Annotated in this window: 20 protein-coding genes and 1 pseudogene; 6 read left to right on the top strand and 15 right to left on the bottom strand. The window is 50.2% G+C overall.

Annotated elements, in window-relative coordinates:
• Positions 1–240: 240 nt before the first annotated feature.
• The 6 genes and pseudogenes from L6H98_RS06735 to L6H98_RS06710 all read right to left on the bottom strand — a co-directional run bounded on the left by L6H98_RS06735 (position 241) and on the right by L6H98_RS06710 (position 5336).
• Positions 241–2001 carry a CotH kinase family protein gene (locus L6H98_RS06735; RefSeq protein ID WP_236413842.1) on the bottom strand — a complete coding sequence of 587 codons (1761 nt, stop codon included), beginning with the start codon at positions 1999–2001 and terminating at the stop codon, positions 241–243.
• A 168-nt stretch (positions 2002–2169) separates the two neighbouring features.
• A pseudogene (locus L6H98_RS06730) lies at positions 2170–2302 on the bottom strand (thymidylate synthase); the annotation flags it as partial.
• A 26-nt stretch (positions 2303–2328) separates the two neighbouring features.
• The gene (locus tag L6H98_RS06725; protein WP_236413841.1) at positions 2329–2835 is read right to left on the bottom strand and encodes a DinB family protein; all 507 of its coding nucleotides are present in this window, start codon (positions 2833–2835) and stop codon (positions 2329–2331) included.
• An 83-nt stretch (positions 2836–2918) separates the two neighbouring features.
• Entirely contained in the window at positions 2919–3836 is a 918-nt protein-coding gene (locus L6H98_RS06720; RefSeq protein WP_236414341.1) for a YafY family protein, read from the bottom strand.
• Between the two features lie 82 nt (positions 3837–3918).
• Positions 3919–4347 (bottom strand): DUF1801 domain-containing protein, encoded by a 429-nt coding sequence (locus tag L6H98_RS06715; protein ID WP_236414338.1) that lies wholly within the window; start codon positions 4345–4347, stop codon positions 3919–3921.
• 245 nt (positions 4348–4592) lie between these two features.
• Entirely contained in the window at positions 4593–5336 is a 744-nt protein-coding gene (locus L6H98_RS06710; RefSeq protein ID WP_236413839.1) for an SDR family NAD(P)-dependent oxidoreductase, read from the bottom strand.
• Between the two features lie 388 nt (positions 5337–5724).
• On the opposite strand from L6H98_RS06710, the gene metE reads away from it, so the two are divergent.
• A complete protein-coding gene (metE, locus tag L6H98_RS06705; protein ID WP_236413838.1) occupies positions 5725–8022 on the top strand; it encodes a 5-methyltetrahydropteroyltriglutamate--homocysteine S-methyltransferase in 2298 nt (765 codons plus the stop codon).
• Between the two features lie 497 nt (positions 8023–8519).
• A complete protein-coding gene (locus L6H98_RS06700; protein ID WP_236413837.1) occupies positions 8520–9299 on the top strand; it encodes a DUF817 domain-containing protein in 780 nt (259 codons plus the stop codon).
• Between the two features lie 153 nt (positions 9300–9452).
• Here the strand turns inward: L6H98_RS06700 and L6H98_RS06695 are convergent, their stop codons facing one another.
• Positions 9453–9842, bottom strand: coding sequence for a helix-turn-helix domain-containing protein (locus L6H98_RS06695; RefSeq protein ID WP_236413836.1), 390 nt, complete (start codon positions 9840–9842; stop codon positions 9453–9455).
• Positions 9843–10045: 203 nt separating this feature from the next.
• Here L6H98_RS06695 and L6H98_RS06690 point away from each other — a divergent pair, with 203 nt between their 5' ends.
• Positions 10046–11287, top strand: a complete 1242-nt coding sequence (locus tag L6H98_RS06690; RefSeq protein ID WP_236413835.1) for an MFS transporter — start codon at positions 10046–10048, stop codon at positions 11285–11287.
• Entirely contained in the window at positions 11284–12126 is an 843-nt protein-coding gene (locus tag L6H98_RS06685; RefSeq protein ID WP_236413834.1) for an aldo/keto reductase, read from the top strand. Before L6H98_RS06690 ends, L6H98_RS06685 begins: the two co-directional genes overlap by 4 nt.
• Before the next feature lie 225 nt (positions 12127–12351).
• On the opposite strand, the gene L6H98_RS06680 is transcribed toward L6H98_RS06685, so the two are convergent.
• From L6H98_RS06680 to L6H98_RS06665, 4 genes are all read right to left on the bottom strand, one after another.
• On the bottom strand, positions 12352–13857 hold the full coding sequence (locus L6H98_RS06680; RefSeq protein ID WP_236413833.1) for an S-layer homology domain-containing protein: 1506 nt from the start codon (positions 13855–13857) through the stop codon (positions 12352–12354).
• A 120-nt stretch (positions 13858–13977) separates the two neighbouring features.
• Entirely contained in the window at positions 13978–14676 is a 699-nt protein-coding gene (locus tag L6H98_RS06675) for a response regulator transcription factor (RefSeq protein ID WP_236413832.1), read from the bottom strand.
• A complete protein-coding gene (locus tag L6H98_RS06670; protein ID WP_236413831.1) occupies positions 14648–16150 on the bottom strand; it encodes a HAMP domain-containing sensor histidine kinase in 1503 nt (500 codons plus the stop codon). The genes L6H98_RS06675 and L6H98_RS06670 overlap by 29 nt, the downstream gene beginning before the upstream one ends.
• 102 nt (positions 16151–16252) lie before the next feature.
• The gene (locus tag L6H98_RS06665; protein ID WP_236413830.1) at positions 16253–17152 is read right to left on the bottom strand and encodes a LysR family transcriptional regulator; all 900 of its coding nucleotides are present in this window, start codon (positions 17150–17152) and stop codon (positions 16253–16255) included.
• A 236-nt stretch (positions 17153–17388) separates the two neighbouring features.
• On the opposite strand from L6H98_RS06665, the gene L6H98_RS06660 reads away from it, so the two are divergent.
• Together L6H98_RS06660 and L6H98_RS06655 are read left to right on the top strand one after the other, a co-directional pair.
• Positions 17389–17982 (top strand): ankyrin repeat domain-containing protein, encoded by a 594-nt coding sequence (locus tag L6H98_RS06660; RefSeq protein ID WP_236413829.1) that lies wholly within the window; start codon positions 17389–17391, stop codon positions 17980–17982.
• 76 nt (positions 17983–18058) lie between these two features.
• Positions 18059–19387: a uracil/xanthine transporter gene (locus L6H98_RS06655; RefSeq protein ID WP_236413828.1), complete on the top strand. Its 1329-nt coding sequence runs from the start codon at positions 18059–18061 to the stop codon at positions 19385–19387.
• Positions 19388–19466: 79 nt separating this feature from the next.
• Here L6H98_RS06655 and bshB2 read toward each other — a convergent pair whose 3' ends face one another.
• The 4 genes from bshB2 to L6H98_RS06635 all read right to left on the bottom strand — a co-directional run bounded on the left by bshB2 (position 19467) and on the right by L6H98_RS06635 (position 22677).
• Complete coding sequence (gene bshB2 / locus L6H98_RS06650; RefSeq protein WP_236413827.1) at positions 19467–20141, bottom strand: bacillithiol biosynthesis deacetylase BshB2; 675 nt, start codon at positions 20139–20141, stop codon at positions 19467–19469.
• A 23-nt stretch (positions 20142–20164) separates the two neighbouring features.
• Positions 20165–20509 carry a YojF family protein gene (locus L6H98_RS06645; RefSeq protein WP_236413826.1) on the bottom strand — a complete coding sequence of 115 codons (345 nt, stop codon included), beginning with the start codon at positions 20507–20509 and terminating at the stop codon, positions 20165–20167.
• 106 nt (positions 20510–20615) lie between these two features.
• Positions 20616–21941 carry an MFS transporter gene (locus L6H98_RS06640; RefSeq protein ID WP_236413825.1) on the bottom strand — a complete coding sequence of 442 codons (1326 nt, stop codon included), beginning with the start codon at positions 21939–21941 and terminating at the stop codon, positions 20616–20618.
• A gap of 70 nt (positions 21942–22011) precedes the next feature.
• Positions 22012–22677 carry a metalloregulator ArsR/SmtB family transcription factor gene (locus tag L6H98_RS06635; protein WP_236413824.1) on the bottom strand — a complete coding sequence of 222 codons (666 nt, stop codon included), beginning with the start codon at positions 22675–22677 and terminating at the stop codon, positions 22012–22014.
• Positions 22678–22761: the final 84 nt, after the last annotated feature.

Genomic DNA, 22761 nt, shown 5'->3' with positions numbered 1-22761 from the left:
ATTCACACAAGGGCACTGCAAGTGCAGTACCATCTTCCGATCGCTGTTATCCCCAGATTGGTTCTGCCTCTCCGTTAACGTGTGTATGTTTTTTGCGGTTTATATATTTCAATTTATATAAACGCAACAAAGAGGTCTGTGCCTTTCGGCATGGACCTCTTTGACATTTCGTATTGCAACATACTCTGTTTCATTTAGCATCGTACTGCACATGGATTGCGTGAATATGTTTTCGCTAAATTATTTAGATTCCTTGCCAGTGCTGCTGTTGTTACTGGTACTGGTACTGGTACTCGTGCTGGTGTCGGTGGATTGTTCAGTTTGATCCTTACGCTGGCCGCCGCCAAATCCTCGTCCTCCACCTCCCATGCCATCACTCAATTTGGACAAGTCGATGGATGAAGTGTCAATCAGGGAGTTCGAATTCGCTTGCTGCTCCTGAGTCGTGGCAGGGATATCTCCGTCCAGTTGGCCTTGGATGCTTTGCGCACGCAATGTGCCCAGTTTGGACAATTCCGCTACAGCTTCTTCGTATTTGTCATACGTTACGAACGCCGTAGAATCTGCCTTCACGGATTCTGCGATCAGGTCGTTCAAACTTTGCACTTTCTCCTCAAATTTCCCATCTGCGAAGTAGCCGTCCATGATTTGTTGCAAGTATTCATGATACTTCTCCTTATACTCCGGCACCTCTAACAGTTTGCTCAGGATCGGCCGTTCTTCCATGCTGACGCCGGACACCGGCGTGTCGATCGGCTGATTGACGACATCGGACGCGCTGCCCGACTGGAAGCCACCGAACGCCATATTGTAATCCCATGGCAGCATGCTGATTTTACCGTCATTTTCATACAAATAATAGTTATGTCCCATACTGGACGTATAGCTGTCCATATTTACGACGACCGTATGCGCCGCAAAATATTTCAGTACGGCATCCACATCCACGTACTTCTCCAAATCCGTGCCTGTGCTCAAGTTTTTGAGCGCTTCAATAACGCGCTGTTCATCCTCTTCCGTTGTCTTCGTCTTGGCATTGTCGAAGATCGCAGAATAACTGGAGATTTCATCATCGGTGTATTCCAGCGAAACGCCGTTGCCTCCGCCGTTCATGCCGCCTCCGCGGCCACGGTTTCCCCCCATGCCACCTTGCGGCCAACCATTCTCGCCATATCCGCTTTGCTTCCCATACATATCCGGAAATTCAGCACCATCGGGCGGTTCCATACCAGCCGCCCGTGCTTGATCCGTCTGTTGATCGCCGTCAGACGTTGTTTCGTTTGGAGTTGGCGGGTTACCTCCTGGTTGACCCATGCCGCCTCCGCCCATATCATTATCATCATTGTTCGGCTTGTATATTTCGCCTTCATCATTTTTGGCACGAGCCTTATATGATCCATCGATGTCTTCGACTGCCAGATACAGTCCCCAAGTGTTCCCGTTAACGCTAATGTTGGCGAACGAGAACAATGGTGCATCCACGCCGATATAACTCATGATGTCGTAGCTCAAATATTCTTTCATATAGCTGCTGTCCGAAATCATATTGTTAACGACAAGTTTGTCAAGCCCTTCCCACGTTTGATCCTCAACGAATTCGTCGAACTTAATTTTAAAACTGTAACGGGCCGTCGTATCGTCTGACGCCACTTGTCTAAGGCTGGAGTTACCCTTTGGACGGATACCGACATTTTTGATCGTTGTTCCGTTAATCGTGATGTCTGCAGAAATGTACTCTTCATTCGTGGCATTGTCGAGCATTTGCTGCCATGCATCTTCATCTGCGTCGATGGAGATGGACATGATCTTTGTTTTATCGATCTCCTCCGCATATGAAGCTGTTTGCGCAGTTCCGTCAGATGTACTTTGATTATCTGTACTCGCTTCATTGGTTGTGCCAGTTTCGCTTGCAGTTCCTTGGCTGCCCGAACTGCATGCTGCCAACATGGATGAACATAATATCGCCACCCCAACCAACTTGGTCCATTTGTTTACTGTCATGATTCATCCACCTCTTTGCTTTTTAATCTGTTTATTGAAATTCATCTTAAAAAACTTTTCTTAAATGAATCTGAAACAGATGACAGCATAATTGTTCCAAAAGGCCAAAAAAGCCGCCATTGTGGCGACTTCCTGGGTTAATTTTCACGATCCGAGTAATATCAACTGCTAATAATCCAACAAACGACCCTGATCATTCCACTGACCATACATGATGTTTTCTCTCGTGTTCGCAATGAAATTGTCCAATCGGCTAGTGTATATTTTTTGGCTGGCTTTTATAGCTTTGGATCGTGTTGATTATCGCTCCCTTCGAGTTAAATGGATTCACGCCAAGCCTTGATACCAATACAAAGCATAGTCATTCATCGTTGAAGCATGACCCAACTGACGCAGCATTGTGGATATGTTCCCCCTATGGTAAGTCCCATGATTAACAAGGTGCAGCACCATTTCCGATAGACGCGTTTCGCGGATGCCTGCAAACGGATTATCGAGCAAAATGGTTTGTTCCAAATCATTTTGGCCTTGGAGCCATTGCTTCAATCGTTCCGCCAACTCGGCAAAAGCCTGGGTATATTCTTCGATGGACGGCAAAATCTGAGCGTTTAGTGGCATACCTTCCTGGAGCGCCTCTTGCATGCCCATTCCTGACAATACCTTGTACCACATCGTATCCACCGCATAAATATGGCTGAGGGCATGGGCGATCGTGGGGTACGAGCTGTTCACTTCCTGATGCAGCACCGAGGTTGGCAGCTCGCCAATTCTCCCTAAGATCGTTTGGTTCGCCCAAACATGGTAATGATACATTTCCCCTGCATGATTTGTCATTCGTAGCGTCTCCTTTGAATTAGCAATGATTTTGTTTACGTTTCTGAACATGATTATAAAAAAAGAAGTTTGACAACAGCGTGTCAGCCTTCTTCATAAAGTTGGAGCGTATTTTGAAGTTGTTTTTTTAAGATGCCCCGCAATTCATAGGGTTCAAGCACCTCTGCCCTGCTGCCGAATCCGAGCAGAATGAACCAAAGCCACTTCGCTTCCATCGGTTTATACACGGGAATTCGCATCGTCATGCTGCCGTCGGCATGAAATTGCTTGTGCATGTGATGAAATTGATCCAACGCTTCTGCCAAGGCATCGGGTCCGACGCGAATCACAACATCCTCCAACTCGCCTTGCCATGCTTGGTTCGATCCCCTTGTTTCTTCCGGCTGCTCCTCATGCGGTTGAAAAGTTTCTTGAGTCAGAACCAAGTTCATCAACCTGGATAACCGAAATTCCCGGCAGTCGTCCCGAGTCCGGCAAAATCCGTAAATGTACCAATTTCGATATTTATAATGAAGCCTCATCGGTTCCAATTCGCGAAGCGTACGTTCATTGTTGGCATTGATATAGTCAAAGCGAACGACGCTTCGATTCGTTATGGCTTTACGCAAAAGCTGAAGTGCTTCGGGTGCCGTCCTGCGGGTTTCCAAATCGACCGATACATTCGGCGTCCGATGTTCAGGCCCGATCGTTTGCAACCGTTCGATGGTTCCCTGCGCACGCTCGTCGTCAAACACGGTGGACAGACTTTGGAGCACGGTGATCAAGGTACTCACGTCATACGATCCGAGCAGGCTTTTATCCATTTTGTAGCCCTCCATCATGCCGTACCCGCCCTTGGTTCCCTGGTGCGATACAACCGGGAAACCGGCAGCGCAGATCACGTCAATATCCCGATAGATCGTTCTTTGCGAGACTTGAAACTCTTGGGCTAATGTGGAAGCCGAGATCACTTCATGATTGATCAACTTATAAATGATGGAGATCAATCGTTCCAACTTCATAGACATTCCCGCCTCATTCTTTTTTCATATAGTTAGATGTTAGTACATCACGGATGCTTTCCTGCTTTTACGTTATCTTGCCTCAAGCCGGGCCTGCGGGGTACCTTTCCTTCAAAAAGCGGACCGACTGTTGGATTAAAGCTTCCAATATCCCGACGTTAATATCGTCCACCTTGTTAATGTAGACGCATGCTTTTCCTGTCGTATGTTTGCCGAAATCTTTCAAAAGATGTTCCCGCTGCGGGTCTCCTGTCGCAAAATACAAGCTGATTTTTGCTTTTCTTGGGGAGAATCCCACCAGCGGCGCATGGCCTTCATGGCCGGATTCATACTTGTAATGATACGCTCCGAATCCGATGATGGTCGGGCCCCACATCTTGGCTTCATCTCCCGTAGCCTTCGTGAATATATCCAGCAATCGATAGGCATCCTCCCGTTTTTTCGGGTTGTCCACGCTTTCGATGAATTCAACGACACTGCAATCGGTTTGTTTCGTCTTTTGTTTATACATGAATGGTCCCTCGCTTCTCATCATCGATAAGCAGGCGTCCTCCTGCACCATACAACATAGCACAGGAGCAGCCTATACATCTAGGAGAGAATTATTCAAAGATCCAAAGCCCTTTTATACCAATCAGGCATGCTATACTGACAGAACTTCCCATCAAAAATGGACCATTGCCAAAACAAAAAAGCAGTACAAACCATTTTCGGGTTTGTACCGCTTTTCGGCTTCAAATGCTATAGATCGGGTAGTTATTGGGCCAGATATCCGCCGTCCACTAACACGGTTGTTCCTGTAACAAAATCATTTTCAGCCAGGAATACGACGGCATGAGCAATCTCTTCCGGTCTGCCCAAGCGGCCCAGCGGATGTTTCGCGACCAAACCGTCGTAGAATTCTCCCAGTGCCTCTTTGTTGACCATGCCGCTCTCGACGAATCCGGGAGCTACGGCATTAACGCGGATGTTACGATCCGCATATTCCAGAGCAAGCGATTTGGTGATCTGGTTGACGGCACCTTTACTTGCTGCATAAGGCATGGACGTGGGTTCACCCACGGAACCAAGAATCGAAGACGTGCTGATGACAGAACCTCCGCCTGTTTTCAGCATTTCGCGGATGGCATATTTTGAACCGTAGAATACGCCGTCTTGGTTGATGGAAATGACACGTTTGTATTCTTCGTCCGTCAATTCATGCGAAGGTTTCTGCACGCCAACGCCGGCATTGTTAAACATCACGTCCAATTTTCCGAATTGTTTAACTGTTTCTGCCACCAGGTTTTCGACTTGTTTCTCATCGGCTACATTCGTTTTGATAAAAACAACATCTTTATAGGTCTGTTTCAGTTCTTGTTCCACGCTTTTTCCGTGCTCCTCGTCGTAATCGGCGATCACGACTTTCGCGCCTTTGTCCAGAAAAGCTTTTACCGTTGCCAAACCTATACCGGAAGCCCCGCCCGTAATAATGGCAACCTTGTCTTTAAGATCCGTCATGTTGATTCCTCCAGTATAAACGATTTTGACGAAAGTCAAGCTACTATACACAAAATAAACGCTTGGAATATGTAACCGTTCCGTCTTAGATTTGAAACATTGATCGTATCCCCATAACTTAATTACGAAAGTTACTAATTAAATGAATAGTGACTTAATATCGTAATCCCCCCTCTATTTCGATGACTATTATGCCCCACAACCATTGGTCCATTCGTGATGCCGATCTCCCGTACATTTCCGAAGCTTCTTCAGGTTCGCTCCATGCAGTCATCGTCATTCCCACTATAGCTTTTAGCTATAGCTAGATATAATTTTCTGGAATTACATGGTGCCGGGCATTCTATGATACCTTTTCTGTAACACATTTGTAGAGGGGTTATGAGCAATGACGAAGAGCAGTGTATTGGGATATCCGCGAATCGGCGCGGACCGTGAATGGAAAAAAGCATTGGAAGCCTTTTGGGCCGGAAAACTGGAAGAAACGGAATTTTTGCAGCGGCTGCAAGACATTCGTTTAGACCATTTGCGCAAACAGCAGGCCAAAGGCGTCGATCTCATTCCCGTGAATGATTTCAGTTTCTACGATCACATATTGGATACAGCCGTCATGTTTGGCATCGTTCCGAAACGCTTTTCTTACGACGGCGGCGCCGTTCCGTTATCCGTCTATTACGGCATTGCCCGCGGTACGAAAGATGCGGCAGCCAGCGAAATGACAAAATGGTTCAACACCAACTATCACTATATCGTTCCCGAGCTGGACGGCGCCGAACCCGCGCTCACCGAGAACAGACCGCTGGTCGCTTACCGCGAAGCCAAGGCACAGCTGGGGATTGAAGGCAAACCCGTGATCGTTGGTCCGCTGACTTTCCTGAAATTGTCCAAAGGGTACGACAAATCCGAAACCGATGCTTGGCTGGATCGCCTCCTTCCACTCTATTCGCAGCTTCTTAAAGAGCTTGCGGACGAAGGCGTTCAGTGGGTTCAAATCGATGAACCGATTCTGGTCACTTCCTTGGATACAGCGGATATCAGCCGGCTCAACAAAATCTACAAGACATTTGCCACAGCGACACCAGGCCTGAACATCATGCTGCAAACCTACTTTGAATCGGTGGAACATTATGACGACATCGTGGCATTGCCCGTGCAAGGCATCGGTCTTGATTTCGTTCACGGGCTTTCCGGCAATCTGAAGTCCATCCAAACGTCCGGTTTCCCGGCAGACAAGGTGCTCGGTGCAGGCGTCATCGATGGGCGTGGAATCTGGAAGGCTTCCCTTCAGGACAAGCTGCTGTTGCTGGAGTCTTTGGCCAAAATCGTGCCGTCGGAACGCATCATCGTGCAGTCCTCTTGCAGCCTGCTTCATGTGCCGGTTACTACGGAGCGAGAGACGAAGCTTCCGTCCGAGTTGAACAACGCGCTCGCTTTTGCCGATGAGAAGCTCCATGAAATCGTTCTGTTGACCAAAGCCCTGTCTTCCGGGAAAGCAGAGATCGAAACCGAATTGCATGATGCAGAGCAAGCCCTTCAGGCTCTTCAGCAATCGGCAGAGCGGAATCGGGCTGCCGTTCATCAGGCGGTGGCTGCATTGAGTAAGCAAGAGCCGAAGCGTTCCCTTCCTTTTGCGGAACGTTACGTCTTGCAGCAAGCCAAATGGCAGTTGCCTCTTTTCCCAACGACGACGATCGGCAGCTTCCCTCAATCCGCCGAAGTGCGGAAAGCACGCCAATCGTGGCGCAAACGCGAGCTCAGTGATGAACGATATGCCGACTTTATCCGGAAACAGATCGATGCTTGGATTGAAATTCAGGAAAATATCGGGCTGGATGTACTCGTACACGGGGAGTTCGAACGTACCGACATGGTTGAATTTTTCGGTGAAAAACTGGCCGGCTTTGCGTTTACGCAATTCGGCTGGGTCCAGTCGTATGGTTCCCGTTGCGTAAAACCGCCTGTGATCTATGGGGATGTCGCCTTTATCGGAGAAATGACCGTTGAAGAAACCAAATACGCCCAATCCCGAACCGATCGCCCGGTCAAAGGCATGCTGACCGGACCGATCACCATCATGAACTGGTCGTTCGTGCGCGACGATATCCCGCGTGAGCAGATCGCTTATCAACTGGCTTACGCGCTTAGACAAGAAGTCGAAGCTTTGGAACAGGCAGGCATTGGCATGATTCAGGTCGATGAACCCGCAGTTCGCGAAGGTTTGCCGCTTAAGGAAGCGGAGCAGGCGAATTACCTGGATTGGGCGGTCAAAGCATTCCGAATCACGACGTGCACCGTACAGGAAACAACGCAAATCCATACGCATATGTGCTATTGCGAATTCCATGACATGATCGACTCGATCGAAGCGATGGATGCCGACGTCATCTCGATCGAAACGTCCCGCAGCCATGGCGAGCTGATTCACAGCTTTGAGCTGAACACATACAAACTGGGCATCGGTCTCGGGGTCTATGATATCCATAGTCCGCGCGTTCCGAACGTCGAGGAAATGAGCACCATGATCGACCGTGCCTTGCGGGTGCTCGATCCGAAGCTGTTCTGGATCAATCCGGATTGCGGCTTAAAAACCCGGGGACAGGAAGAAACGATCGCCTCCCTGCGCAACATGGTCGATGCCACTAAAATTGCCCGTGCCAAGTACGTTTCAACCACTGCTGTAAATTAAGACCATGATGAAGTACACGAACATGTAATAACCGTTTGATTCACATGCGCTGCTTTTATCGCGTATTCCTCAGAAGCTGGTCCCGCCTGCAACAGGCGTGTCCGGCTTTTTTTGTGTGCGTTATGCTAAAAGCAGTCGTTCGCTTTCCTTCCTTTTCGGCTAAAACAAGAAGATGCACATCCGTTTTTTTCTCTTTTTCTGCCTGATCACATATATTATGATGAATGGGCTATGTAAATAAACCGCAAAAAACATACACACGTTAACGGAGAGGCAGAACCAGTCTGGAGAAGCGAAGCGGTCGCATTTATCACCGGATTTTCCCCTTAGAAAGGGGATTCAAAAAAATCTGGGGATAACAGCGATCGGAAGATGGTACTGCACTCGCAGTGGCCTTGTGTGATTGATTAACGCGGTTTCTATAGACATTAAAACGAATGAATGACGTCATGTCATCCATCGCATTCAGGCAGTGCATCGGAAGGAGCACAACCGTTTTGAAAGCTTTCATTCAACTTTTCCATTTTGGATATCATCAGGCGATGAGCTGCATTTTCCCGGTCGCCATCTTTGGAACGCTGGCCCTGACCAGCATCATCGAGATCCCTTTCCTGCATCGTTACGATGCGATCCTGCTCATATTGCTCGGCGTGCAGTATGTTATGTACCGCAGCGGACTGGAAACCCTCGACGAAATCAAAGTCATCTGCGTCTTTCACGTCATCGGCCTGGCACTTGAATTGTATAAAGTCTGGATGGGATCTTGGTCGTACCCTGAAGAAGCGTATACCAAACTGTTCGGAGTTCCGCTCTACAGCGGGTTCATGTACGCGAGCGTGGCGAGCTTCATGTGCCAGATCTGGCGCAGGCTGCGGATGGATATGACCGGATGGCCGGGAGGCGCATCTTCCTTCCTGCTTGGCGGAGCGATATACCTCAACTTTTTCACCCATCATTTCATCCCTGATTTTCGCTGGTGGTTGACGGCGTTGGTGTTTATCGTCTTCTGGAAAACTTGGATCATCTATAGAGTGCGTACCAAAACGTATCGCATGCCGTTAACGATCGCTTTTCTCATTGTCGGATTTTTCATTTGGGCAGCCGAGAACATCGCTACCTTTTTTAATGGCTGGAAATATCCGGACCAGCACGAAACCTGGCATCTCGTCAGTTTCAGCAAGATCAGCTCCTGGTTTTTGCTGGTCATTATCAGCGTGATCATCGTTGCACAGCTTAAATATGTGAAAGCTGCACGGGCAACCAAGGAACCGCGTTGAATGCAAAACAACTCCCATGCATACATCATGCTGTAGAGTATCCATGTTAGACGATGTAACAACCTTCAAAAGCCCTGCCAATCCATGGATTGGCAGGGCTTTTGTCATTTTCCAGAGAGCTGCGAGACGGCTTAAGTTCATTCTGCGGGTTCGTTATTGCGGTTCATTCGCGGAGGATCGCAAATGTTCGTTCAGCGGATTTTGGTCGAGCACGTCGTAATGGCCGTAAACATTACAGATGTGCTGTTCCCCCCATGCGCATAACGCATCGAGAATGCTTTGCAGGCTTTGCCCGTATTCGCTCAATTCATACTCCACCTTGGGAGGAATTTCATGGTGCACGATCCGTTTGATAATGCCGTCGGCTTCAAGCTCGCGCAGCTGCTGCGTCAGCATTTTTTGCGTGATGTCTGGCATGAGCCGCTTCAACTCGCTAGTTCTTCTCCGTCCATGGGTCAGATGGCACAGAATGACGCATTTCCATTTCCCCCCGATGACGTCCAGCGTTGCCTCTACCCCGATGTTATATTTTTTGTCCTTCATCTTCATCTCTCCATTGCATAAGGTAGGCACCAAAAAGTACCTATCGTACTTTCAGGTTCCTATAGTACAAAAAAGTACGTACTTCCAACCTTTGAATTCATCCTCCATAATAGCATTTGTCGCCGAGGAGTGCCACGCTTTACGGATTAACAAATCAAGCTGGCATCTACTTTGCATCATAACCTATACAGGAGGGAACATTCATGTCTACGGACAACAAACGCAGCCTGCTTGCGCTGTTGGCTTTGGCCATTAGCGCCTTTGCCATCGGCACCACCGAGTTCATCAGCGTCGGGCTGCTGCCCCTGATCGCGGAGGACATGCATATTTCCGTCACAACGGCAGGGCTGACCGTTTCACTATATGCGCTGGGCGTCACGTTCGGAGCGCCCGTACTGACGTCCGTCACTTCGAAAATACCACGCAAAACGTTGCTGCTGTGGATTATGGTCGTATTCATCATCGGCAACGCGCTGGCGGCGTCGGCAACCAGCATCGGCATGCTGCTGGCCGCACGGGTCGTGTCCGCGTTCTCCCACGGCGTGTTTATGTCGATCGGGTCGACGATCGCCGCGGACGTCGTGCCTGAGCACCGACGGGCGAGCGCCATTTCGATCATGTTTACCGGCCTTACCGTGGCTACGGTAACCGGAGTGCCGATCGGTACCTTTATCGGGCAGCAATTTGGATGGCGCGTCGCATTCATCATTATCGTCGCCATCGGTGCAGCAGCATTTGTCGCAAACGCCCTGCTCGTTCCGTCCGATCTGCGCAAAGGCGCGAAGGCTTCTTTCCGGGATCAGTACAAGCTGATCACGAACGGACGCTTGTTGTTGATGTTCATGATTACCGCTTTGGGATACGGCGGCACCTTCGTGGTGTACACGTACCTGTCGCCAATGCTTCAAACCATTACGGGATTTGGAGAAAGCACCGTTGCCATCATTCTTCTCGTCTACGGCGTTGCGATCGCCATCGGCAACATGGCTGGCGGCAAACTGGCTAACCGCAATACGCTGCGCGCATTATTTTTCATGTTCATCATTCAGGCCATCGTCCTGTTTGCCATGTACTTCACAGCACCGTATAAGGTTGCCGGTCTCATAACTTTAATTCTCATGGGATTGTTCGCTTTCATGAACGTTCCCGGCTTGCAGTCGCATGTCGTCGTGCTTGCAGAGCGTTATGTTCCATCAGCGGTGGATGTCGCGTCCGCGATCAACATCGCGGCATTTAATGCAGGCATCGCCATCGGCTCGTATCTCGGCGGCGTGATCACCGATTCGATCGGCTTGATCCACACCGCCTGGATCGGGGCGCTGATGGTCGCAGGCGCGGTTATTCTTACAGGCTGGAGCCGACTGCTTGAAAAACGCGACGCCCGAGCCGATAAACCGCAACAAACAAAATACCAACAAAACCATTCATTGGAGGCACAATCATGATAAAAAACCTGCAAGATACAGTCACGCTGCATAATGGAGTCAACATGCCAGGCCTGGGCCTCGGCGTATTCAAGGTGGAAGAAGGACAGGAACTCGTTCATGCGGTTCAATATGCGATTGGGCAAGGTTATCGGAGCATCGATACCGCTGCTATTTATGGCAATGAAGTAGGTGTCGGCGAAGGCATCCGCCAAGGTATGAAAAATGCCGGAATAAGCCGTGACGAATTGTTCATCACTTCGAAAGTATGGAATGCCGATCTTGGATATGAGTCCACTCTTGCCGCATATGAGGCAAGTCTGCAAAAATTGGGATTGGATTACCTGGATCTGTACCTCATTCATTGGCCGGTTGCCGGAAAATATAAAGAGGCCTGGAGAGCATTGGAGACGCTCTATGCATCCGGCAAAGTGAAAGCGATCGGTGTCAGCAACTTCCAGGTTCATCATCTGCAGGATTTGATGAAGGACGCCAAAGTTGTGCCCATGGTCAATCAGGTGGAATACCATCCTCGTCTCACCCAGCAGGAAGTCGGCGACTTCTGCCGCGAGCACAGCATTCAATTGGAGGCGTGGTCACCGTTGATGCAAGGACAATTGCTCGACCATCCGCTGCTCCGGGAAATCGCGGACAAACACAACAAGGAAGTGGCCCAAGTCATCATCCGTTGGGATCTGCAAAATGGCGTGGTGACGATTCCGAAATCCACCAAAGAGCAGCGGATCGTTTCCAATGCCGATGTGTTCGACTTTGAACTGTCCGCCGATGAAATGAAGCAAATTACGGCGATGAACGAAAATCTGCGCGTCGGACCCGACCCGGACAATTTCGATTTTTAAGCCTTGTCATTCCATCAATATACATTGACGATTACAAAAGACCGGCCTTCTCCTGATGCGGAGAAGGCCGGTTTTCGTTTTTGATGGGATTTGCAATTTGAAACTAAGTCTACTCTTTGGCACTCGCCTGCAGCAGGGATGGCTTCTATTTCCTTAAATCCGTTGTACTTGGCGTGGGTGAGCGGCGATACGCCGCCTCGGTCCGGAATGTTCACGTCCGCTCTCTTACTCAAACGTCGTCGTTACCGAAGAACCGGCCGCCCATTCGCCGACAGGTGCCACCGTGTACGTTGTGCCAGTTACCAGCTTGCCGTCGCCAGACAGGTCAAATACGCCTGTCGCGCCTTTGCGGCTCGAATATTTGTATGTCGCCGTCAATACGTCTCCTTCCGGCGATGTCAGCGTGACGCTGCGGCCGGAGAACAGTTCATCGCCAGGATCTTGGGCCAGCGTGACTTCCACGGACGTTTCACTCAAGGCCTGCGCGCTTTCAATCTGGAGCGGTTCGAACGTTGACGCCACGAACGAAGGATTGGCAATGTTTGCCCAATCGGAAGTCACCGTATATTTCACGCCAGGTTGCAGCACCTGCCCTTCCGGCATGCGGAATTTCGGCTTTTGTTTGCCATCCGTCGATTGGGTGAACGGAACGTATTTCGCAACAATCGGCTCGCCGCCTTCCGGTGTGATCACCACTTCTCTTGCTTGCATGGAAGAGATGATCTGATACGTTTTTCCTGCTGCTTCTTCGCTGTCGTCCAGCACGAATGCGTTTGCGCCACGTCCGCCGCTGTATGCGGAAATGACGTACCCGTAGTCGACGACGCCATTCGCTTGCAGAGCTTCAAGCTCAAATGTATCGTTCGTGATCTGGGTTGCTGTCGTCATATTCAGTTTGGTGCCGCTGCCCGTGAATGTGCCTGCAGCTGTCCCTTTGTATGTAAGACGATAGAATTCGCCCTCGTTCTGAACGGACGTCGGAACGATATAGGTTGCGATCGACCCTGTTTTCAAACGAGGCATGTTGGTTAATTTCAACCCTCCGCTGATCGCCAAATCCGTTTGTGCTTTGGCAAAAACTTCATCCGCTGCTGTCAATGGTCTGTCGAACGTAACGATCAGTGTAATGGCGTTCAGCGATCGAACGCTGGTCACCTGTGCTTCTTCGGAAGAAATGGCCAAACGGGCCGTTTGCAGCAAGACCGCCGTTTCTCCCCGCGTTACTGGGCTGCTCTCCACGTAAAATGCGTTCATCCAGTGCTGAACGGATTTGATGTCCCGCTGCAGCACCGAGGAAACGGCTTCAGCGAGCTCCGCATCCGTTATGGTGGCTTGCGGATTGAACTGACCGTTGTCGGCTTTCATGATGCCGAGTTCAACAAGCTTCGATGCGTATGGCGCATACCATGCATTGGCATTGACGTCGGACAATTGCACGCCTTCACCCGACTTGTTTTCCAGTCCAAACCCTTTATATAACAATGTGGCGAGTTCGGCACGGTTGATTTCCCGCTGCTCTCCCATCGAGCCGTCTGCATATCCGTTCATGATGCCGAGATCGTTCAATTCCTTAATGGCAGCTTCAATCTGCGAGGCCAACTGCAATCCTGTCGCCGAGACGTTCACGGTGCTTGGAGCTGCGTATGCCTGATGATAAGAGGTCGGAAGTGCTGTCGTTCCTAATGCGGCTATGGTTAACAATGCGGCGAATTTTTTGGCTGTGAGTTTCATGCTGAATTTCCTCCTCTAATGGGTTGTTATTGCCTGTATTCCTAGCATAGAGGATAGAAAGAAACTCCCAAGGGCAAAAAGATTAACAAAAAATAAACTTTGGCGAATTTTTATCGAAACTCAGACCGTAAACCGGTACCCTGCTCCCCATACCGTTTCGATATACTCCGGATTCGACGGATCAGCCTCAAGCTTTCCGCGAAGCTTGCGAATGTGCACAGTCACCGTGGCGATATCCCCACTGGAATCCATGCCCCAAATACGTTCGAACAATTCGGTTTTTCCAAATACCCTGTTAGGATGGCTGGCCAGGAAGACTAACAGATCGAACTCCTTCGTAGTGATCGCGATTTCTTCGCCATTCGCAAACACGCGGCGGGATGCCTTGTCGATGTGCAGTCCGCGAACATGAATTTCATCCTGCTCCGCGGGTTTGCTTTTGCCGAGCAGCCGCTCGTATCTCATCAAATGGGCTTTGGCTCTGGCAACCAATTCGCTTGGACTGAACGGTTTCGTGATAAAATCGTCGACGCCCAGATTGAACGTCCGGATTTTGTCGATCTCTTCCTTTTTGGCGGACACGACGAGAATGGGCACTTCCTTCACCTCGCGAATGCGCCTGCACAACTCGAAACCATCCAATCCCGGCAGCATCAGGTCAACAATGATCAGGTTATAGTCTTCCTCCAGCCCCAGCTTCAGCCCTTCGTTTCCGGTATGGCAAAGATCGACAGCGAATCCGTGAAGCTCAAAATAATCCCGCTCCAATTGCGCAATCGTCGTTTCGTCCTCAATGATCAATATGTTGGCTTTCTCCATGCCGTACCTCCTCTTCCGTCAGCCGTTTCAATTGGATGAAAATCGTCGTCCCTGCCCCCTTCTCGCTCTCTGCCCAGATCAAGCCCCCATGGCCGTCGATGATTTGACGGGCGATGGCAAGCCCTAGTCCGCTCCCTCCCGTTGCGGAATTGCGGGATGGCTCCGTACGGTAGAAACGCTCGAAAATATGGGGCAAGGCCTCTTCCGGTATGCCTTTTCCGTTATCCATGAACGCCATCGTGATCCATTCGCTGTCCGCATCCAGCGTAATGCCGAATCGCCTCTGTCCGTCGGTTTCCATATATTTCAGCGCATTGTCCACGATGTTGACCACCGTACGCTGCAGCTTGTCCAAATCCACTGATGCCATGACTGGCCCGGCCGCATGGTTGAACCAACCGAAGACGACGCCTTTGCCTTCCATGTCGTATCTTAATTCCTCGATGCTGTCTTCCAAAAAATCGACGATGTCCACCGTTTTGAACAGAAACGGTTCTTGATTCAAGTCGAGCTTGGAGTACAAGAAGAGCTCATCGACCAGCTTGTCCATGCTAACGGCTTTGGCGTGAATGATGTTGACGTAGCTTTCCATTTTCTCAGGGGTGTTGGCCACGCCGTCGCGAATGCCTTCGATGTATCCTTTAATGTTGGTGATCGGCGTACGCAAATCATGCGAAATGTTGGAAATGAGCTCCTTTCGGTTCTGTTCGTCCAGTTTCCGGAGCTCGTTCGAACGCTGCAATTGGTTGCGCATGCTCTCGAAAGCTTCGCTCAATTGTCCGACCTCGTCATTGGAATTGCGCTTGAGTTGGAACGCGAGGTTGCCCTCCTTGATTCGCTCTGCAGAGTCTTTCAGTTGATTCAACGGCTTAATGAAACTTCGAGTGATCCAGCGGTAAAGCAGCAGGTTCGTAACGATCAGCACGCCGATCAGCAAAAGCGACATAACCGGAAGCAGTTTACGCGTAAGTTCGGCAACCGGGCTTCTCTCCCGAATGACGAACACGCTCCCCCGCTCACCGTCCGAAAATGTGAAATCGAATTTGGCGTAAGCATAGAATCGTTCGCTGATGTTAAACGTGCTGCGGATTTGGTTGTTGTTCAGATCATAGGGAGGCAGCGCCCTCCCCAGTTCCGGTTGATTGAACGTCAGCGATTCGAAAATCTGATGACTCTCGCGCCTGACGAACAGCCCTGATTTCTCGACTCGCAGCTTCATGTCGTACTCGCGCAGCAAAACGACGTCCTGAAGGTCGTCCGGGCTGTTTTTGGCTGTATATTTCAATTCCTGGAAGATGGCTTCTCCTTGATCGGTTAGCGGGTTGACTTGGTAATGTACTTTATAAATATCGCGGAAGCTTTGCAGATCACCCGTCGCTGCAATGGTATAGAGACTTGCCGTAAACAAGACAAACAACAGGCTTATGACCACCATCCCCGTAAAGGACAACAGCATTTTGATTCGAATCGACATGGGTTCACCTTCTTCATGTTGCTATGAATGCGTTAGTGCACATGTTAACACAAGTTTGATCCGGTTGCCCATATGCGGCATGCCGATGCAACAATACCGGTTTCAACGCTCGCGGGATGACCTGTCCGATATCGAATCGATCAGCAGCATGGCCGCTTTGCTCAAATAATGGCGTTTCAGCCAGACTACGGCCGAACCGGATACCGCCTTTGCATCATCGATGCGATACGTTCGCAGGCGATGATCCATATATCTCGCCAGTGACGTCTTGGGCAATATGGACGCCCCGAATCCGGAGGAAACGAGTTCCAGCAGCATGCCGATATCGGAGCATTCTCCGATAATGTCCGGCGTTAGCCCTTTGGAGAGGAATTGCTCCAGCAACAGATTGTATAGTCCTAGACCTTCCGTACTGGGGAGCAGCAGCGGATAACCCGCGATCGTTTCGTAGGATACGGCCTGAGCAAGGTTTGCTACGGATGCCGGTCCGTTCTCCCCGACAACGAATTGAAGAGGCTCTTCCCCGAGCAGCGCGTAGTCCAGTCCTTCCATATCGACGGGCATGCGGACGATGGCCATGTCGAGCATCTTTTCCCGGATCAACCGGATGAGCGTATTCGTTTCGTTCTGCTGGATCTTGAACGTCACTTTGGGATATTGCTCCCGAAAACGGCTTAGTGCACCCGGCAGCCCCGGATCGGACAACGTATTGACTCCAATGGACAATTTCCCCCGAATATCCGTGCCGGATTCGCGCACCTCTTCTTTGGCTTCCTCCATCAGGCGGGTAATCGTCAGTGCATGCTCGTACAACGTTTTCCCGGAAGCCGTCATCTCCAAATGACGCCCGTTCCGGTGAAACAGCCGTACGCCCAGCTCGCTTTCCATCAGCTTCAGCTGTTGACTGAGCGGGGGCTGGGACATATGAAGCCTGCGCGCTGCCGAAGTCACCTGCTTTTCCTCGGCAAGGGCGATGAAATAACGCAACTGTTTGATATCCATGAGTTCCTCCATACTCGGTAAATGCGTACATGAATGGTTGACGGCGTGATCAAACATACTTTTTTCATATACTTTCGCTACGAATTTAATATTTTTCATATAGATAAATCCCATGATAACATAAAAACGTTACCTATTCATGGAGGGATAATGTGAGTTATTTAACCCAAGGCCTCTTGGCTGCGATAGTTATCATTCTGGCAGGTTGTACGGTTAACACGAAAGGAGATGAAGTTATGCAAAAAGAATGGTTCGCGGCTGCCGAACAGGGCAACACCGCAAAGATCCTCGCCCTGCTTCAGGCCGGCGCCGACATTAACGCTACCGACGAACGCGGACGGACCGCAGCATTAGCTGCCACCCATGGCAACCATCCGGACACGCTAAAAGCGCTGATCGATGCGGGGGCCGACATCAACCAGCGCGATCATCGCTCCGATAACCCGCTGCTGTACGCAGGTGCCGAAGGCTTGCTGGATATCGTCAAACTGACCGTGGAGGCGGGAGCAGACACGACGCTTACGAACCGGTTCGGCGGGACCGCACTCATTCCGGCCGCCGACCGCGGACATGTGGACATCGTGCAGTACTTGCTTGAGCACTCCGACGTCAACATCGATCATATCAACAATCTGGGTTGTACCGCTCTTCTGGAAGCCGTTATTTTGGGTCATGGCGGCACCAAACATACCCGGATCGTGCAGCTGTTGACCGAGCACGGGGCCGATGTAAATCTGCCCGACAACGAAGGAGTAACGCCGTTGGCACATGCGGAAAAACGCGGATATATCGAAATGATCGCGATTCTGAAAGCGGCGGGCGGCCGCTAATACGCTTAATCAAATATGTTTATAGAAGCCGTATTGATTAGTCGGTTTGTATAGTACAGAAAGATGGGAATGAATTATGGAATTTGCACAGTCTAAACATGCCATCAGCACCCTTCTAGCAGGCGTGCAGTGGCTTTTCTTTTTGTTTACCAACACGGTGCTTGTGCCGCTGTCGATCGGCCATGCGCTTGGGCTGGACGCTCCGGATCTTGCTGCTTCGATGCAGCGTTCGTTTATTTTGACCGGCATATTATGCATCGTGCAAGCTCTCTGGGGACATCGTTTGGCACTTATGGATGGACCTGCCGGGGTTTGGTGGGGGCTTGTTTTGGGCATCATCGCTTCCGCCCCGACCATGGGCATGGATGCGGCCACCGTTGCGGCGAATTTGACAGGCGGGTTTATTTTGTCCAGCATCCTGGCGATGGCATTGACGTTATTCGGCTTCTTGAAGCTGCTGCAGCGCATATTTACACCCATCGTTATGGGTGTTTATCTGCTCCTGCTGACCTTCCAACTGGCGAATACGTTTTTTAAAGGCCTGATCGGCTTCAACGAAGAGGGCAAATGGGATTTGAAGCTTGCGGGACTATCGCTTTTTGTCATGGTGGTTGTATCGCTGATCCACATGAAAGGAAAGGGCAAAATCGGCCAATTTTCGCTGCTTGGCGGCTTGGTTATCGGTTGGATCGCTTATGCGGCCTTGTTCGGCCAGCATGACGGGACGGCATCGGCGAACACGGGCAGCCTCGCTATATGGAACTGGATGCCTTGGGGCAAGCCTTCCTTCGAACCGGGAATTTTGCTCGTCGGCCTCGTCGCCGGCCTCGTTAACATGACCAACACCTTAACGAGCCTCACGGCAGCAGGCAAACTGTATCAGCAAAACATTGAAAACAAGCGATTTGTGCGCTCGTTATTGTTCACCAAATCGTTTTCGGTGATCGGTGCATGCTTTGGCTTGATACCGTTCGGCACGTTTGCCTCCTCCATCGGCTTTCTGGAAAATACGAAAGTGCTGCGCCGCGCCGCATTTGTGCTGGGGGCAGCCTTACTCGTGCTGGTGGGGATCGTCCCCGCCCTTAGCCACTGGCTAGCCACACTTCCGATGTCGGTGGGCAGCGCGGTGCTGTTCATTGCGTATCTGCAAATGTTCGGTACGGCAATCCGCTCATTCACGCTGACTTCGTTCAACGACAAAACGATCTATCGCGTGGCCCTTCCGGTATTGACCGGGATCGGCATCATGAACATTCCTGCCTCCGCATTCGCGGATTTTCCGCCGCTGTGGTCGCCGATTTTTTCGAACGGACTCATCGTTGGAGTCATTGTAGCCATTGTGATGGAGGTTGCCATACGATGGGAAACCTTCGAATCCAAACCAGCAAAACAGGCAAACCAGTAAATACTGGCTGGCCTGATCAAACGAAAAGCCGCCAATGGCGGCTTTTCGATGTGTAATCATATGGACGGATGCATGGAAATTACTCGAAACGATAGGTCCAGAATGCTTCCCGGCCGTACCTCCCGCGAATTTCTTCATCGTCCAGCTCACGGTTTCCGAAAAGCTCTGCGGCCTGGAATTGCGAACGGTGCGCACGAATCGAATTCACCTTGTTGGCAAGAAAATCACTGACGTCCACCAACACGTCCGGTTTTCCGATCGCCTCTTCATGATTGCGGGAAAACGCCACGCAGTATACGAGCGGTCTCTCTTCTGCCGGCAACCGTTGGATCGTACGAATGACGGCGGCACCGGTCGCATCATGATCGGGGTGTACGCTGTACCCTGGATAGAAGGTAATGACAAGTGCGGGATTCAGTTCCTTGACCAGTTCCATGATCTGACCGTCGAGCAGGTCTTTATCTTCGAATTCGATCATTTTGTCATGGAAGCCGAGCATTCTCAAATCCTGAATGCCGATCGCCTCGACAGACTCCTTCAGTTCCTCTTTGCGAATGATCGGCAGAGTGACCCGGTTGGCGAACGGCGGAATGCCCATGTTGCGACCCATCTCGCCAAGCGTAAGGCAAGCATAAGTTACCTGAGCACCTCCGGCTATGTACTTGGCCAACGTTCCCGATGCAGCGAATGCTTCATCGTCAGGATGGGGAAACACGACAAGAATGCGTTGATTTTCATATGTTTTATTGTTCATGTTTGCTTGATCCTCCGCTTTCTTCAAAAGGGTTCCCGGCTCAACTGCAGGGCGACAACCAATTTGCCTTGGCTATCGTGCCCGGCCAGGATCAATCGCTCCTGCTCGTTTTCGTCGACGTGAGTAAGTCCTTCGGCATAGATCCAGCCTTGCGTTGTCTTCAAACCGACACGGTAAGGGTTTGTACCGGAGATGGAACCTTGCGTATATCGAATAACCGCATTGGTAATGAATGCCGAAGCCGGGTGTTTCGAGCTGTCATAATGATTGGCATATGCACCTGACGTCAGTTCCAGGTGTACGTACAGATCCTGATCGGCCAGCCGATCGATCCGGGATTGGATATCTTGGGGTTGTATCAGCTGCATGTGGGCCTCCTTATTTGCTAAAACGTAAGTACTGTTCCATTTTAACATATGTTCGCAAGAATAGACATGGAGTGCCCAGCGGCGCCAATGATAGTCACAATCCACCTTATTCACCCTTCGATTCGTTAAGCCCCATTGTATTCAATGCTACGTTCGCTTGCCTTTTACGAGGCCAGAACATAATCGGTATCAGCAATGTCGATAGTGCGCTTCCTGCAAAAGATAAGGCCGCATAACTGGTATGTGCCAGCATCATACCGGACAGCGCTCCGCCAGAGGCACCCGCAAGCGCGATCAATACATCCACAGAACCTTGCACTTTTGCACGATTCGTCGATCTCGTTGAATCCACGATAAGTGCCGTACCACTGATGAGTCCAAAATTCCATCCGAGCCCCAAAAGCGAAAGGGCAATGATTAACAGTGTCATGGAGTCGGCTGGCGCAAGCGCTGCCGTGATTCCCGCAAGGAGTAACGTTACCCCCGATGCGATGGCCATGGTCGTTCGACCGATTTTATCCACCAAAATGCCTGTAATCAACGAAGGAAAATACATCGATCCAATATGGAAACCAATGACAATCCCTACCTCGCTTAACCCGTGCCCATGATGTTTCATATGTACCGGGGTCATCGTCATAATGGCAACCATAACGATTTGAGTCAGAATCATCACGGAAGCACCAAGAATGATTCCTCTGCGTTCAAGCAGTGTTTCCGTTTGTCCCGCAGATGTTGTATTGTGCACTGTTCGCGTAGCTGCAGCTTTCGCAACTAAAAGTGGATCAGGTCGAAGAAAGACCAGCAGTATGATCCCAGCCAAAATATAAGCGGCCGCAGCCAGAATAAAGGGTCCCGCAAGCTTAGGTACACCAATCGTAAGCGCAAATTCGCCCATAACGTCGACCAGATTAGGTCCAGCAACCGCACCAAAGGTCGTGAATACCATCGCCATGCTCGCTGCAGTTGCTCTCTGTTTCGGTGATGCCAAATCTGTTCCTGCATAACGCGCCTGCAAATTGGTCGCTGTCCCGGCACCGTATACGAGCAACGAAGGTAAGAGCAGCCAAATGCTGTTCAGGAGTGCCGCGAAAATCACCCCGATTGCGCCTATGCCCCCGATTACAAATCCCAGACCCAGGCCAAGCCTTCTCCCTTTTTTCTGAGAATACCTGCCGACCATGTAGGCTGCCGCAGCCGATCCCAACGTAAACAGTGCCGTGGGTACGCCCGCGTAACTGTCCGTACCCAGCATGTCCTGAGCCAGCAAAGCGCCCACCGTGATTCCGGCGGCAAGGCCGGCACCTCCAAAAATTTGCGAGAAAATCACTGTTGCAAGTGTACGCCGATACAGCTTCCGTTGTTTCTCCGGGGACTCCGCATAGCTATTAATCAATTCTTGTTGCCTTGTGACAGAGCTTGCCATTCCCATCTTGTTAACACCTTTCCCTGAATCAGGCTGATTTTTCATATCGGTCAGACCTTGCTGATTGGTTCCAAGTTTATGAAGTGGTTGCTTCCTTACTCACGTAATCATTCCAATCATGAACACTTCGATCAAGATGGAAGGCCTCGTAACCCCGAGCCTTGAGCATTTCAATAGCTTTGATCGCCATAAGGCAATATGGTCCACGACAGTAAGCTACGATGGCGGCATCTTGCGGCAATGAGGATAATTGCTCGGCCAATTCTTCAATGGGGATTGATACCGCCCCCGGAATATGTGCCGCTTCGTATTCATCTATCGGACGCACGTCCAAAAGCACGACTTCTCCTGCATCCATACGCTTTGACAATTCATCCAGTGTGACGGCCTCCACATCCGAAAATTGCCCCATAAATTGCTCTTTAATATGTTGGACTTCGACCAGCTTTTTCTCTGAAAGTCCGTAAAGAGAATGGAGAAAATGTAATACTGCCGGATCGGAAAGCTCGTAAAACACATAATTTCCACGTTTCTTGGATACGACCAATTTAGCTTGATGTAAGGTTTGCAAGTGCTGGGAAGCGTTCGCCACAGAAATCGAAGTCATTTTGGAGATGCTTTCTACCGATTTCGGTCCCTGCGTCAGCACGTCCAAAATTTCCAACCGCTTGGGACTGGATAAACACTTACCAATCCGAGCGAATTCAATAAACAAGCCGTCTCTAAATTCTCTTTCGTCCACTCTCGACCACCTCTAAACCATTCAATTGATTTCTTTAATAGATAAAATCTATTGCATCTCTCATCACATGTCAAGAAAAAAATG

The organism is Paenibacillus sp. JJ-223, from assembly GCF_927798175.1.
GTDB lineage: Bacteria > Bacillota > Bacilli > Paenibacillales > Paenibacillaceae > Paenibacillus > Paenibacillus hubeiensis.
This window is presented reverse-complemented; position numbering and strand designations above follow the sequence as displayed.